Source organism: Actinosynnema sp. NPDC002837 (assembly GCF_040295345.1).
In the GTDB taxonomy this organism is placed as follows: domain Bacteria; phylum Actinomycetota; class Actinomycetes; order Mycobacteriales; family Pseudonocardiaceae; genus Actinosynnema.
In genome coordinates this window covers 17,926-30,704 of the sequence record NZ_JBEOVG010000032.1, presented here as the reverse complement: position 1 = coordinate 30,704, position 12,779 = coordinate 17,926, and the positions used below count along the sequence as shown (strand labels likewise).

The 12,779-nt window shown below is 72.0% G+C and carries 12 protein-coding genes; 6 read left to right on the top strand and 6 right to left on the bottom strand.

Features of this window, described 5'->3' with window-relative positions:
• Nucleotides 1-4 precede the first annotated feature (4 nt).
• Nucleotides 5-607, top strand: a complete 603-nt coding sequence (locus ABTZ99_RS22195) for a TetR/AcrR family transcriptional regulator (protein WP_498785335.1) — start codon at nt 5-7, stop codon at nt 605-607.
• Between the two features lie 55 nt (nt 608-662).
• Here the strand turns inward: ABTZ99_RS22195 and ABTZ99_RS22190 are convergent, their stop codons facing one another.
• Entirely contained in the window at nt 663-2,330 is a 1,668-nt protein-coding gene (locus ABTZ99_RS22190) for a vWA domain-containing protein (protein WP_499613494.1), read from the bottom strand.
• A gap of 368 nt (nt 2,331-2,698) precedes the next feature.
• On the opposite strand from ABTZ99_RS22190, the gene ABTZ99_RS22185 reads away from it, so the two are divergent.
• The gene (locus ABTZ99_RS22185) at nt 2,699-3,232 is read left to right on the top strand and encodes an O-acetyl-ADP-ribose deacetylase (protein WP_498785331.1); all 534 of its coding nucleotides are present in this window, start codon (nt 2,699-2,701) and stop codon (nt 3,230-3,232) included.
• Nucleotides 3,233-3,283: 51 nt separating this feature from the next.
• Here the strand turns inward: ABTZ99_RS22185 and ABTZ99_RS22180 are convergent, their stop codons facing one another.
• On the bottom strand, nt 3,284-6,109 hold the full coding sequence (locus ABTZ99_RS22180; protein WP_498785329.1) for an aconitate hydratase: 2,826 nt from the start codon (nt 6,107-6,109) through the stop codon (nt 3,284-3,286).
• Nucleotides 6,110-6,254: 145 nt separating this feature from the next.
• Here ABTZ99_RS22180 and ABTZ99_RS22175 point away from each other — a divergent pair, with 145 nt between their 5' ends.
• Entirely contained in the window at nt 6,255-6,998 is a 744-nt protein-coding gene (locus ABTZ99_RS22175; protein WP_498785327.1) for an ABC transporter ATP-binding protein, read from the top strand.
• Nucleotides 6,995-7,642 carry a hypothetical protein gene (locus tag ABTZ99_RS22170; protein ID WP_498785325.1) on the top strand — a complete coding sequence of 216 codons (648 nt, stop codon included), beginning with the start codon at nt 6,995-6,997 and terminating at the stop codon, nt 7,640-7,642. Before ABTZ99_RS22175 ends, ABTZ99_RS22170 begins: the two co-directional genes overlap by 4 nt.
• A gap of 20 nt (nt 7,643-7,662) precedes the next feature.
• Here ABTZ99_RS22170 and ABTZ99_RS22165 read toward each other — a convergent pair whose 3' ends face one another.
• The 4 genes from ABTZ99_RS22165 to ABTZ99_RS22150 form a co-directional block, all read right to left on the bottom strand.
• Nucleotides 7,663-8,223: a DapH/DapD/GlmU-related protein gene (locus ABTZ99_RS22165; protein ID WP_499613489.1), complete on the bottom strand. Its 561-nt coding sequence runs from the start codon at nt 8,221-8,223 to the stop codon at nt 7,663-7,665.
• Nucleotides 8,220-9,170, bottom strand: a complete 951-nt coding sequence (locus ABTZ99_RS22160; protein WP_498785321.1) for a LysR family transcriptional regulator — start codon at nt 9,168-9,170, stop codon at nt 8,220-8,222. Before ABTZ99_RS22160 ends, ABTZ99_RS22165 begins: the two co-directional genes overlap by 4 nt.
• A 176-nt stretch (nt 9,171-9,346) precedes the next feature.
• A complete protein-coding gene (locus tag ABTZ99_RS22155; RefSeq protein ID WP_499613486.1) occupies nt 9,347-10,858 on the bottom strand; it encodes a flagellar basal body protein FliL in 1,512 nt (503 codons plus the stop codon).
• Entirely contained in the window at nt 10,855-11,325 is a 471-nt protein-coding gene (locus ABTZ99_RS22150; protein WP_499613483.1) for a hypothetical protein, read from the bottom strand. Before ABTZ99_RS22150 ends, ABTZ99_RS22155 begins: the two co-directional genes overlap by 4 nt.
• 74 nt (nt 11,326-11,399) lie before the next feature.
• On the opposite strand from ABTZ99_RS22150, the gene ABTZ99_RS22145 reads away from it, so the two are divergent.
• Both ABTZ99_RS22145 and ABTZ99_RS22140 read left to right on the top strand, forming a co-directional pair.
• Nucleotides 11,400-12,134 carry an SIR2 family NAD-dependent protein deacylase gene (locus ABTZ99_RS22145; protein WP_499613481.1) on the top strand — a complete coding sequence of 245 codons (735 nt, stop codon included), beginning with the start codon at nt 11,400-11,402 and terminating at the stop codon, nt 12,132-12,134.
• 62 nt (nt 12,135-12,196) lie between these two features.
• Nucleotides 12,197-12,760, top strand: coding sequence for a carbonic anhydrase family protein (locus tag ABTZ99_RS22140; RefSeq protein WP_498785314.1), 564 nt, complete (start codon nt 12,197-12,199; stop codon nt 12,758-12,760).
• The last annotated feature ends 19 nt before the right edge of the window (nt 12,761-12,779 follow it).

The following is a 12,779-nucleotide window of genomic DNA, read 5'->3' as shown; positions in this document are numbered from 1 at the left end:
GCCCGTGGAGCCGAAGGTGGTGCGCCGGCAGGCGCGGGGCGAGCGGCGGATGGCCGAACTGCAGGACGCGGCGGCGGCCGTCTTCGCGGAGGTCGGCTACGAGGCCGCGACGACCAACGCCATCGCCGCGCGGGCGGGCGTGTCGCCGGGCACGCTGTACCAGTTCTACGGCAACAAGGAGGCCATCGCGCAGGCGCTGGCCGACCGGTACCTGGAGCAGCTGCGGTCGGCGCACGGCGCGTTGACGCCCGAGCTCGCGCACCTGCCGCTGGACGAGCTGATCGACCGGATGGCGGGGCCGATGGTGGCGGTGAACGTGGCCAACCCCGGCTTCAAGGCCCTGTTCGGCCGGTCGGACATGCCCGAGCAGCTGGCCGCGCCGACCAGGGCCGTGCACGCGGCGGTCTTCGGGCGGATCGACGCGGTGCTGGCCGCGCGGCGCCCGGACCTGCCCGCCGCCGACCGCGCCCGCACCGCGCAGGTGACCATGCGGCTGTTCGGCGGGCTGATCCCGATGATCGTCTCGGCCGAGGAGGGCGAGCGCCCGGCGTTGGTGCAGGAGCTGAAGAAGGTGCTGCGCGGCTACCTCGGGCCGATCGTGGGGTGAGCGGGCGTGAGGGGCGCCCCGGGTGTGGACGCCCCTCACGGTCTCGCGGTAACCGCTACTTCGGCGGCGGCGGGACCAGGCAGCTCACGGGAGCCGACTGGTTGCCCGAGGCGTCCACGCCGTAGACGAGCGCGTCGCCCTTGAGCGTGATGCGCCAGTCGATGTCACCGACGCCGGGCTTCTGGTTGGGCGTCGCGCCAGGGGCCTGCACCAGCTTGATCTTGGTGCCGGTCGGGAACCCGCCGAAGACCGCCGGGCTGGCCGAGTCGGACACGAAGACCTGCGGGTCCGGGTCCACCGCGTCGGTCGCGGAGAGGATGAAGAACCCGTCCTCGTTGTCGGCCGGTGGCTCGTTGCCGCCGCCCGGGTTGTTGGTCGGCTCGCACGTCACGGCCGGGGGAGTGGTGTCGACCCAGTCCTTCAGCACGTCGTCGCACACCTGGTGGCCGGCGGCGTGGGTGAAGCAGCCGCGGATCGAGTCCTGGCCGAGGCCCGCGAGGCCCTGCGCGGCCGGGTAGGTGAAGTCGACCGCGCCCGCGGCGGAGGTGCTGCCGTTGCCGGCGCCGCCCGCGTTCGGGCCGCTGAGGATCGAGAAGTCGACCGGGACGTTCGCCACCGGGTCGCCGAAGTCGTCGGTGACGGTCGCGGTCACGGTGTGCGTCTGGCCGGGCGTGCCCAGCTCGTTGACCTCGTGCTCGGGCTCCACGTCGATGGCCGCGGCGCACCCGCGCACGTTCACCGTCGGGTTGCCGAACGTCACGACGTGGCCCTCGGCGTCGGTGTAGGCGACGGTCGGGTTGACCGCCAGCACGCCGCCACCGGTGGCCGGGAGGTGGGTCGCGGTGAACGTCATCGTCACCGTCTCGGTGCCGAGCTCGTCGATGGTCCAGGTGAGCTGGTTGCCGTTCTGGGCGACCGCGCCCTTGGACACCGCCGCGCCGCCGACCGAGAACTGCGGCGACACCGTGTCGACCACGGTCACGCCGGTCGCCGCGGGCACCACGATGGCCGCGCCGATCGCCTCGAAGACCTCCTGCAACTGGGCCGGGGTCGGCGCCTCGTAGTAGTGCGTGGCGTCGGGGTCCGTGGTCCAGTCCTGGATCTCGGCCGAGTCGACGGAGCCGAGGCCGATGCCGAAGATCTCGGTGCCGGCGTTGCGCGCCGCCGCGGCCGCGGGGCTCGCGTCGGGACCCACGGTCGTCTGGCCGTCGGTCATGATGACCATGATCTTCTCGTTCGTGGGCTCCGAGCCGGCCAGCTGCGCCTGCCCGGTGGTGATGGCCGCCGAGTGGTTCGTGCCGCCGGACGCGACCAGGGCGTCGATGGCGGACTTGGCGGCGTTCGCGTCGGACGACAGCGGGGTGTCGACGGAGGCGCCGTCGGCGAAGCTGACCACGCCGATGCGGCTGCCGTTGGCGACCACGCCGTCCAGCGAGCCGTCGGTGGCCTCGTCGATGATGTCCACGAACGACTTCGCGGCGGCCTTCAGGTCGCCGATCGCCCCCTGCATGCTGCCGGACCGGTCGAGGACCAGTTCGATGTCGACCGGGTTGCCCGCGATGCCGGTCTCGGCGTCGAGCGTCACGGTGACCGGGACCGAACCGCCGCAGGCGATGTCCGTCACCCCCAGTGCCTTGGTCCCGGTGACGGTGCCTCCCGCGGCTGCCGCGCCGGTGGTCGTGGCGAGTGGGGCCGCGAGTGCGGCCAACAGGATCGCGGTCACGCCGCAAGCCCGTCTTCGAGTGGTGATGTGCATTCTGATTCGCACCTCCTCGTGCGCGCCGACGAGACGTGAAATCCCCTCTGGAGTCACGTTCGCGCATTCCGGCGAAGCCGGGTAAGTCAGTCCCCGAACAGGTGCGGACCAGCGAAGATCCGACCGAATGACACTGCCGTGCGACTCGGAAGCGTCGGCATGGAGAGGTTAAACGCAAATTTTGCGAAAGAGCAATCGGTTCACCCGATCGGGGTAATAAGAATCATCGGTCGTTTTCGATCTGCGGATCGTTACGGACGAAACTTGAATTGTGACGACAATGCGGCGGCACAGCGTCCCGGAGCGCATGCCCGAGCGGTGGGACACTGATCGGCATGGCGCGGATCGGGTTCGTCCTCGGGGACATCACGGAGCAGCACGTCGACGTCGTGGTGAACGCCGCGAACTCGTCCCTGCTCGGCGGCGGCGGTGTGGACGGCGCGATCCACCGCAAGGGCGGCCCGGAGATCCTCGCCGCGTGCCGCGAGCTGCGGGCGGGCCACTACGGCGGCGGCCTCCGGACCGGCCAGGCGGTGGCCACGACGGCGGGCCGCCTGCCGGCCAAGTGGGTCGTGCACACCGTCGGCCCGGTCTGGTCGGCCGCGGAGGACCGCTCGGCCCTGCTGGCCGACTGCCACCGCAACGCGCTGCGCGTGGCCGCCGACCTCGGCGCCACCTCCATCGCGTTCCCGGCCATCTCCACCGGCGTCTACCGCTGGCCGGTCGCCTCCGCCGCCCGGATCGCCCTGTCCGCCGTCGCCGACGCCCCGGCGGACCTCGCTGTCCGCTTCGTCCTCTTCGACCGCGCCACCTACGACGCCTTCCGCGCCGCGGCCGAAGAGCAAGGGGTCGAACGCGAAGGGGTGTAACGCGAAGGGGCCGCCCACCCGGAGGTGGACGGCCCCGTCACGTGACGCGGACTAGCCGCGCACCATCTTGCGCAGCACGTACTGCATGATGCCGCCGTTGCGGTAGTAGTCGGCCTCACCCGGCGTGTCGATGCGGACCACCGCGTCGAACTCCACCTTCGAGCCGTCCGCCTTCGCCGCCACCACGTGCACCGTGCGCGGCGTGTCGCCGTCGTTCAGCGCGGTGATGCCGGTGAAGTCGAAGGTCTCCGTGCCGTCCAGGCCGAGCGACGCCGCCGTCGAACCCTCGGGGAACTGCAGCGGCAGCACGCCCATGCCGATCAGGTTCGACCGGTGGATGCGCTCGAACGACTCGGCGATCACGGCGCGCACGCCGAGCAGCGAGGTGCCCTTCGCGGCCCAGTCGCGCGACGAGCCCGAGCCGTACTCCTTGCCCGCCAGCACGACCAGCGGGACGCCCGCCGCGGCGTAGGCCTCGGACGCGTCGTAGATCGTGGTCTGCGGCGCGCCCTCCTCCAGGAAGTTGCGGGTGAAGCCGCCCTGCACGTCGTCCAGCAGCAGGTTGCGCAGCCGGATGTTGGCGAACGTGCCCCGGATCATCACCTCGTGGTTGCCGCGCCGGGAACCGTAGGAGTTGAAGTCCTTGCGCTCGACGCCGTGCTCGGTCAGGTACTTGCCCGCGGGCGAGTCCGCCTTGATCGCGCCGGCGGGCGAGATGTGGTCGGTGGTGACCGAGTCGCCGAGCAGCGCCAGCACGCGCGCGCCGCTGATCTCCGTGACCGGCGACGGCTCCATCTCCATGCCCTCGAAGTACGGGGGCTTGCGCACGTACGTCGACTGCGGGTCCCACTCGAACGTCTTGCCGGTCGGCGTGGGCAGCGACTGCCAGCGCTGGTCGCCTGCGAACACGTCGGCGTAGCCCGCGGTGAAGCCCTCCGGCGAGATCGCCGACGCGACGACCTCCGAGATCTCCTGCGGCGACGGCCAGATGTCGGCCAGGTACACGGGCTTGCCGTCCTGGTCCTTGCCGAGCGGCTCGGTGGTGATGTCCTTGTCCATCGAACCGGCCAGCGCGTACGCCACCACCAGCGGCGGGGACGCGAGGTAGTTCATCTTGATGTCCGGGTTGATCCGGCCCTCGAAGTTCCGGTTGCCCGACAGCACCGACACCGCGGCCAGGTCGCCCTGGTTGATGCCCGCCGAGATCTCGTCCTGCAGCGGGCCCGAGTTGCCGATGCACGTGGTGCAGCCGTAGCCGACCAGGTGGAAGCCCAGCTTCTCCAGGTACGGCAGCAGCCCGGCGCGCTCGTAGTAGTCCATGACGACCTTGGAGCCCGGCGCGAGGGTCGTCTTGACCCACGGCTTGCGCTCCAGGCCCTTCTCCACGGCCTTCTTCGCCAGCAGCGCCGCGCCGAGCATCACCGACGGGTTCGACGTGTTGGTGCACGACGTGATCGCGGCGATCGCCACCGCGCCGTGGTCCAGCTCGAACTCCGCGCCGTCCAGCGTGACCTTGACCGGCTTGGACGGCCGGCCCTCCGCGCCCTCGGCGGCGGACTGGAACACGTGCGGCTTGCCGCCCGCGTCACCGTTGCTCAGCGCGGGCGAGTCGCTGGCCGGGAACGACTCCTCGGACGCCTCGTCGACCGGCGAGTTCTCCACGCCGTCGGTGTGCGCGACGTAGGAGCCGAGCGCCTGCCGGAACGCCTCCTTGGCGTCGGTCAGCTCGATGCGGTCCTGCGGGCGCTTCGGGCCCGCGATCGACGGCACGACCGTCGACAGGTCCAGCTCCAGCGTCTCGGAGTACACCGGCTCGGCGGCCGGGTCGTGCCACAGGCCCTGCTCCTTGGCGTAGGCCTCGACCAGCGCCAGCTGCTCGGCGGAACGGCCGGTCAGCTTCAGGTAGTCGATGGTCTCGCCGTCGATCGGGAAGATCGCGCAGGTCGAGCCGAACTCCGGGCTCATGTTGCCGATGGTGGCGCGGTTGGCCAGCGGCACCGCACCGACGCCCGAGCCGTAGAACTCGACGAACTTGCCGACCACGCCCTGCTTGCGCAGCATCTCGGTGATCGTGAGCACCAGGTCGGTCGCGGTCGCGCCGGCGGGCAGCTCGCCGTGCAGCTTGAAGCCGACCACGCGCGGGATCAGCATGGAGACCGGCTGGCCGAGCATGGCCGCCTCGGCCTCGATGCCGCCGACGCCCCAGCCGAGCACGCCGATGCCGTTGACCATGGTGGTGTGGCTGTCGGTGCCGACCAGCGTGTCCGGGTAGGCCTGGCCGCCGCGGACCATCACCACGCGGGCCAGGTGCTCGATGTTGACCTGGTGCACGATGCCGGTGCCCGGCGGGACGACCTTGAACTCGTCGAACGCGGTCTGGCCCCAGCGCAGGAACTGGTAGCGCTCCTTGTTGCGCTGGTACTCCAGGTCCACGTTCAGCTCGAACGCGTCCGGCCGGCCGAAGATGTCGGCGATCACCGAGTGGTCGATGACCAGCTCGGCGGGGGCCAGCGGGTTGACCTTCGTCGGGTCGCCGCCCAGCTGGGTGACGGCCTCGCGCATGGTGGCCAGGTCGACCACGCACGGCACGCCGGTGAAGTCCTGCATCACCACGCGGGCGGGCGTGAACTGGATCTCGGTGTCCGGCTCGGCCGAGGGATCCCAGCTGCCCAGCGCACGCACGTGGTCGGCGGTGATGTTCACGCCGTCCTCGGTCCGCAGGAGGTTCTCCAGCAGGATCTTCAAGCTGTACGGCAGGCGCTCGGCGCCGTCGACCGCGCTCAGCCGGAACACCTCGTACGAGGCGTCGCCGACGGTGAGCGTGCCGCGGGCGCCGAAGCTGTCCTTGCTCGCTGGTGCAGTCACGTGAAACTCCATCTGGTGACGCGCAAAGTCGGTAGGGGAACTACTGCCGAGTCTCCCGCACCCGCGGGTGCGATGCCCTCTCACCCCAAACAGTACGCGTGTCCTGTATTCCGCTTCAACCCGGCCCTACCTTGATCGGGGCATCATCACACCCGTGGTGCGTCTTGATCGAATCGGCAAGCGCTACGGCCGCGGCCCGTGGGTGTTGCGCGACGTCACGCTCGCCGTGCGGCCGGGTGAAGTGGTGGTGCTGCGCGGCGGCAACGGCGCCGGCAAGTCGACGCTGCTGCGCGTCGCGGCGGGCGTGACCGCGCCGACGACCGGCCGGGTGAGCCGCGGCGCGTCGGTCGGGTACGCCCCGGAGCGGTTCCCGACCGGGGTGAAGCTGTCCGCCCGCGACTACCTGCGCCACCTCGCCGCCGTGCGCGGCGTGCCGGTGCGGTGGGAACTGGTGGAGGCGCTGGGGTTCGTCGGCGACCCGGACGCGCCGATGGCCACCCTGTCCAAGGGCAACACGCAGAAGGTCGCGGTCGCGCAGGCGTTGCACGCGACCGACCTGCTGGTGCTCGACGAGCCGTGGTCCGGGCTGGACGCCGCCGCGGGCGCGGTGCTCGGCGAGCTGGTGACCTCGTCGCGGGCCGCCGTCGTGCTGACCGACCACCACGGGCACGACCTGCCGGGCGCCCGCGAGGTGGTGCTCGGCGCGGTACGACCCGGTGGCGTGGTGATCGAGCTCGACCGGGTGGGGGAGGCGTTGGCGCAGATCAGCGCGCTGGAAGGGGTGTTCGCGGCGCACGGGGTCGGCGACGGCGCGCGGGTCGAGGTGCGGGCCGGGTTCAGCGACGGCGTGCTGGCCGAGGCGCTGCGGCTCGGCTGCTCGGTGCGGAGCGTGCGGTCGTGACGGCGCTGGTGCGGTACCTGCTGGTCGACGTGCTGCGCACGCAGCGCTGGCTGCCGCCGTTGCTGCTGCTCGTGGCCGTGCTCGGGATGCTCTACGCCTCCGACGCCGGCCCGCCGCTGCCCGCGTACGCCGGCACGTGCGTGCTGGTCTACCCGGTGTCGGTGTGGCTGACCGTGGTCGTCGCGACCGCGGAGGACCCCGTGCGGCGGACGATGACCGTGGTGACCGCGGGGGGCTGGGCCCGCGCGCAGGCCGCCGTGACCGCGTTGGCCGTGCTCGGGGCGCTGGGCGTGGCCCTGGTCGCCGCGGTGGCCCCGGTCCTGACGCAACCCCGCCCGTACCCGCTCGGCACGGTCGCGCAGGGTTTCGCCGGGTTGGCGGTGTGCGCGCTGGTCGGCGTGGGCGTCGGCGTGCTGTGCAGCCGCCCGGTGATCACGCAGGCCGGCTGGTCGGTCCTCGCCGCGACGGCGCTGGTCGTGCTGGTGTTCCTGTTCGGCCGCACCCCGCCGGTCGGCAACGTGCTGTGGGCGCTGTCGCACGACGACGGCGTCCCGTCCGCGCTGGCGCTCTCGGGCGTGGTCGCGGTGCTGTTCGTGGCCGCCGCGACCTGGCTCGGCTCCGCGGTGGGTCCCCGTCGCGGCTAGCGGTCGTGGCCGGCCGGTCGTCACCACCGCCGGCGGACCGCGGCCTTCGCGCCGGTCACCAGGCTCGCCGGCGGCACGTCGTCGGCCACGACCGCGCCGGCGGCGATCACGGCGTCGCGCCCGATCGTGACGCCGGGCAGGATCGTCGCGCCGGCGCCGATCCACACGTTCTCCGCCACGTCGATGGGCCCGCCGCTGAGCCACCCCCGTCGCTCCTCGGGGTCGACCGGGTGGCCGACGGTGATGAACGTGGCCTTCGGCCCGACCATCACGCGCTCGCCGAGCCGGATGCCGGCGTAGTCCAGGAACGTGCAGTTCTGGTTGATGAACACGCGTCCGGCGAGCTCCAGGCGAAGGCCGTGGTCGGTGTAGAAGGGCGGGTGGATGGTGACCCCGTCCGGCAGCGGCCGGCCGAGGATCGCGGCGAACAGCTCCGCCTTGCCCGCCTCGTCCTCGAACGGCAGCACGTTGAGGCGGGAGGTGAGCTCGGTGGCCCGCAGGACCCGCTCGGACATCGCCCGGAACTCGGCGCTGTGGATGCGCACGAGGCGGTCGTCGCGCATGGCTGGTCGCTTCCTCATCGTGGTGCCGTGCGGGGTGCCGCCAGTGCCCACGACGGGCGCCAGACGGGCCCGGGCGGCGTGGGCAGGCGGTGGAGGTGGTCGATGACCGGCCGGAGTCCCGGGTGGGGATTCGCGGCCGGCAGCAGGAGGGAGAGCGGGTAGGCGATCGTCGGCTCGACGATCGGGATGCGGCGCAGGTCGTAGTGCGTCGGCCAGGTGTACCGGTCGCGCGCGCCGACGAGGGTCGCCACCTCCGCGGAGTCCGCGAGGGTGTCCTGGAGCACCTCGTTGCCGAAGTTCGGGCCCGCCGCGTCGACGCGGAGGTCGAAGTCGGTGGTGAGCTCGTCGTAGAACACCGCCCACTCGCTGCGCGGCGCGATGCCCGGCACCCAGATCCGGTGCTCGCGCAGCCGGGTCGGGGTGAGGCTGCGCGCGGCGGCGAGGGGGTGCCTCGGGCCGACGAGGAGTTCCAGCGGCGAGTCGAACGCGTGGACCATCCGCACTTCGCGCGGCAGCGCGGCCCGCTCGGTGACCGCGCGGAACGAGGCGTCCACCTCGCCCGACTCGACCGCGGCGACCGCCAGGCGCGGGTCGTCGACCCTGAGGGTCACCACGTCGAGGTTGGTGCCGGGACGCGAGCGCCAGTAGTCGTGCAGGACGACCGCCTGCGCGCTGCGCAGCCCGAGGACGTCGACCCGGAGTGCCCGGGAACCGGGCCGGACCGCCGTGACCGCGCGGTCGACGCCGGCGACGACGGTCCGGGCGTGGGGGAGGAACGCCTGCCCGTCGAGCGTCAACTCGACCCCGCGGGCGGTGCGGGTGAACAGGCTGACCCCGAGCTCGCGCTCCAACGAGGCAACCCGCTTGGAGACCGCCTGCTGCGTGACCCCCAGCTCCGCGGCGGCGTGCCCCAACTGCCCGAGCTCGGCCGCCCGCACGAACGACCGCAGCGCTTCCGTGTCCACGGCTCGAGCCTATGGGCGTACAACCGACCGTTGTGGGTGGTCGGGAGCGGGTTGTGTCGTCGCAGCTCGGCGCGGTCGGCCTGGTTCACCTGCTCGACGCCCGGTTGTCCGTGCCGGATAAAAAAGCAGGGGCCCCTTGGCGGGGACCCCTGCGGAGCGTTCCGGTGCGGTGCGACTTACTTGATCGCCTTGATCAGCTCGTCGATGTCCTTCGGCTCCAGGCCGCGCATCAGCGTCAGGAACAGCTCGCTGTACGTGCGGAACGGGCTGACGTACCACTTGCCGTCGACCTCGGTGGCGACCACGCCGACGCCGTCCTTCAGCACCTGCGCGCCGATCCGGGCGATCACGTCGATCGCGGCCGACGGGATGTTCCGCCCGCCCTGCTGCTCGACCAGCTGCGTGATCTCGTCCGCGCACAGCCGCTGCGTCTGGCCCTGGACGGTGGCGCTGTAGCAGTCACCGTCCCGGCTGACCTCGACGGTCTCGCCCTCGGCCTCGACCACCAGCTTGCGGATCGTGAGCAGCTTGCCGCCGGAGACGTCCTTCGAGTCCGTCTCCAGCTCGATCAGCTTCGCGCCCGAGGCGGAGGTCTTGCCCATCTGGTCCAGGATGACCGGGCCGACGTCCTGCAGCACGCCCATCTCGTCCGGCGGCAGCAGCGCGATCACGCCCTTGACGTCGCCGTCGAGCGCCTTCTCGACCATCTGCTTCGCGGCGTCGTTCGCCGAGCCTGCGCCGGCCGGCGCGATGCCCTGGGCGGGCCACTTCAGGTCCTCCTGCTCCAGCGCGGCGTTCGCGATGGTGTAGAAGAGGCTCGGGTACCACTCGTCGCCGACCTTGATGGTGGCGATGCCGATCGGCTTGCCGTCGCGGTCGGCCTTCTCCTTGGCGAAGTCGATCGTGTCGGTCTCGGTGCCGGCCTTGTCCAGCTGCGCGCCGAGCGCGTCGACCAGCTTGTCGGTCAACGGGATCTGCTTGACGTCCGAGGTGATCGTGATCTTGCCCTCGACCACCTTGTTGATCGTCAGGCGGTCGTTGACCTTCTCCGCGGCGGCGTCGTCGAACTTGATGCCCTCGCTCTTGATCTGGACGCCGCTGAGCTTGTTCGGGTCCGCGTCCTTCTTCAGGATCTCCAGCCGCTTGGCCTCGCTGATCGTGGCCTCGGTGTAGTCCTTGCTCAGCTTCGCCTCGGCGGGCGCCAGGCCGTTCATGATGCCCAGGACGTCACCGCTGCCCAGCGCGCTGAGCAGGTTGTTCGCCGCGGTGGACGGGCTCTCGGAGCCGGCGGCCACGTCGTCGGAGCTGCGCAGCGCCCACACCGTGGCGACGGTGCCGGCGGCCAGCGCGAGGACGGCCACGACGGCGGTGACGACCAGGCCGGTGCGCTTCTTCTTCGGCGGCTCGCCACCCGAGAAGCCGGACGGGCCCTGGCCGTAGGGCTGGCCGAACTCCTGCTGGTAACCCGGCTGCTGGAAGCCCTGCGGGCCCGTCTGCGGGAAGCCCTGCTGGGGGAAGCCCTGCTGCGGCTGAGGCCCGGTCTGCGGGTAGCCGCCCTGCTGCGGGTAACCACCCTGCTGGGGGTAGCCGCCCTGCTGCGGCCCCTGCTGGTAGCCCCCCTGCTGCGGCTGGCCGTACGGGTTGTTCTGCGGTGGCCATTCGCCTCCGCCGCCACCTGGGTACGTCACGGTGCTCCTCCTGGAGTGCTGATCGCTGTGCGGGATTTCGCGGTGAGCACGGTGATCGCCCCGGCGATCCCCAGCACAGCACCACCGAGGGTGGCCACCGGTCCGGTCAGGCTGATCCCGACCAGTGCCGCCTCGTTGCCCCCTTGGACGGCGGCAAGTGCCGCCACCGTTCCCGCAATCGTGCCAAACACTAGTGCGAGCCATGCCGCGATCCGGTGAAAACGCACCGCCCAAAGCACCACGCAGCACACCGCCAACGGGGTGAGTGCCACCCACACGCCGCGCACGATCTCGCCCGGCACACCGTTCAACCCGGCGAAACCACGCAGAGCGACCACCTCGTAACTGGTCCGCGTGACCGTGCCGGAGCGCAGCCAGGGCAGGAAGAAGCCCGTCACGGCCGTGACCAAACCGATAACTCCGAGCACCGCGCCCGTCCAGCGTCTGATCGTCGGCTCCCCCGACACTCGTCTCATGGTCGGCTCCCCCGACGTGTTCCGCGCACGACCACATGCTCGCAGGCGTGTGGGACGGTGGTGACATGAGTGCACGGGACGTGATGGCCTTCGCGCGGCGCATCACCGCGCTCACCGGCGCGGGCGTGTCGCTGGAGTCGGGGGTCGTGCGGTTCCGGTTCGACGCGTCGGCGTTCCTGACGTCGGCGCGCGTGCGGCGGGAGGCGTGGGAATCCTGGCTGGACGATCCGATGTGGACGGCCGAGCCGAACGCCGCGCACCGCGCGCTGGCCGGGTTGCAGCGGGCCGGGCGGGTGCGGTCGCTGCTGACGCAGAACGTCGACGGCCTGCACCAGCGGGCAGGGTCCGCGGTGATCGAGCTGCACGGCTCGATGGCACGTGTGGTGTGCGTCTCATGCGGGGCGGTCAGCGCGATGGGCGACGCGCTGGCGCGGGTTCGCGGCGGCGAGGTCCCGCCGGGCTGCACCGCGTGCGGCGGGGTCCTGCGGCCGGCGGCGGTCGCGTTCGGCGAGCCCGTGCCCGGCGACGTGCTGCGCGCGGCGCGGATGGCCGTGCTGGACTGCGACGTGATGCTGGTGGCCGGGACGTCGCTCGTGGTCGAGCCGGCCGCGGGGTTGGTGCCGCTGGCGGCGAAGGCGGGCGCGTCGGTGGTGATCTGCGCGCTGGACCCGACGCCGTACGACGCGCTGGCGGCGGCGGTGGTGCGCGAGCCGGCCGCGTCGGCGCTGCCGGAACTGGCCGCCGTGCCCGTGGTGGCGACCGGCCCGATCCGCACGTGGGGCGACCCCAGCACCTGGTGAAGCACCCGATCGTGGCGGTCAACCACCCGTACGTGAGCGCAGTGCGGTGCAAGGGTGACCGCATGGGGAGTCAACAGTCACCGATCAACCTCCGTGACGCGGTGGTGGTGCCAGGGCTGGTCGACGAGGTGGACGTGCGCTGGCGGGCCGACCAGTTCAGCGCCCGGGAAGAGGGCCACGGTTGGCGGTTCCGGCCGAGGGGCGAGCACCTGGTGTGCTTGGGCGGGCAGGAGTTCCGGCTCGACAACCTCCACTTCCACCGGCCGAGCGAGCACTGGGTGCGCGGCCGGGCGCGCGGCGCGGAGATGCACGCCGTGCACCTGAGGGCGGACGAGGCGCTGCGGGCGTGCGTGGTGGCGGTGTTCGTCGACCTCGGCGAGCCGGGCCCGTCGGAGGGGAAGCCGCCCAGCGGCATCGACCTGCCGGCGCTCTTCCCGGGCGGCGGCTTCCACCGCTACGAGGGCTCGCTGACCACGGGCGAGTTCGACGAGATCGTCAGCTGGGTCGTGATGGACCGGCCGGTCCAGGTGGAGGACCCGGCCCTGCGCGCCTTCGTCCGCACGCACGCCGACCACCCCCGCCCGGTGCAGCCGGTGAACCGGAGGTTCGTGCTGACGACCGGGTGACGTGGAGGTAGCCGGGGCG

What these genes read in the sequence shown, in the direction of transcription:
- ABTZ99_RS22185 (WP_498785331.1), top strand. Translation starts at nt 2,699, where the DNA reads ATGGCGCGGATCGGGTTCGTCCTCGGGGACATCACGGAGCAGCACGTC.
- ABTZ99_RS22140 (WP_498785314.1), top strand. Translation starts at nt 12,197, where the DNA reads ATGGGGAGTCAACAGTCACCGATCAACCTCCGTGACGCGGTGGTGGTG.
- ABTZ99_RS22165 (WP_499613489.1), bottom strand. Translation starts at nt 8,223, where the DNA reads ATGAGGAAGCGACCAGCCATGCGCGACGACCGCCTCGTGCGCATCCAC.
- ABTZ99_RS22145 (WP_499613481.1), top strand. Translation starts at nt 11,400, where the DNA reads ATGAGTGCACGGGACGTGATGGCCTTCGCGCGGCGCATCACCGCGCTC.
- ABTZ99_RS22180 (WP_498785329.1), bottom strand. Translation starts at nt 6,109, where the DNA reads ATGGAGTTTCACGTGACTGCACCAGCGAGCAAGGACAGCTTCGGCGCC.